The sequence below is a fragment of the Bartonella sp. TT29SHDZB genome (assembly GCF_042193395.1).
In the GTDB taxonomy this organism is placed as follows: domain Bacteria; phylum Pseudomonadota; class Alphaproteobacteria; order Rhizobiales; family Rhizobiaceae; genus Bartonella.
On record NZ_JBHILQ010000133.1, the window covers coordinates 1 to 712 of the forward strand.

The window sequence follows — 712 nt, forward strand, 5'->3', positions numbered from 1 at the left end:
CAATCTTCACTGGCCGCACTGTTTGCGGATCCCCGAGTACCACCCCAATGCGCGCAGACATTAGTCCACGGAGGAGGAATTCCCCCCCTCTACACAGCAAGTCGCCATCTCCCCTCTTCAGTTCACCTATTCCCTCGACTGTGGCAGCCGCTCCGACGCTACAAAGCGACGATGTCACCGCACGTCTGGAACAAATGTGCCAGATGATGACAACAGAGTTCCCTCGGCTTGTTGGTCGGGTTCAGGCAATGGAACGACGATCACACGCGAATGCGCCGACGAAATTAACAAATGAAGTACCCGCGTCGGACGCCACTAGTAAAAGTCCCGATGCAGCTGAGGTGGGCCCGCCGATTGCCGACGTCCTCAGTGGGATGAGCTCGGACTTTGACGACGACGATGTCATTGGTGTCGCCGTTCGAAAAATATCACGTTCGAAGAGACGTGCGAAAAAAAGGAAAACAACAAAGAGCCCGTCCCCGCAGTATTCCGCTGAGACAATTGCATTCTCGCCGACAGCCTATAGCGGCAACGAACAATACAAGGAAGTACGGCAAGAGTTCATTCCGCAGAAGAAAAAATACCCCGGACATTCGCGCCTCGACAAACTTGAGCAAGAGATGATAACCATCTTCCTCAGCTCCCATATAAACGAGTACGTATCATGTTTCTGGTTTATTATTTAACTTCGCATTGTATCATTTAAATATAG

The 712-nt window shown here is 51.3% G+C and carries 1 protein-coding gene; it reads left to right on the forward strand.

All coding sequences use genetic code 11. The features are described from left to right. Nucleotides 1–203 precede the first annotated feature (203 nt). The gene (locus tag ACFIJJ_RS09980) at nucleotides 204–686 is read left to right on the forward strand and encodes a hypothetical protein (protein ID WP_375646843.1); all 483 of its coding nucleotides are present in this window, start codon (nucleotides 204–206) and stop codon (nucleotides 684–686) included. Nucleotides 687–712 lie beyond the last annotated feature (26 nt).

Coding starts and splice junctions, on each gene's coding strand:
- ACFIJJ_RS09980 (WP_375646843.1), top strand. CDS start 204: ATGATGACAACAGAGTTCCCTCGGCTTGTTGGTCGGGTTCAGGCAATG.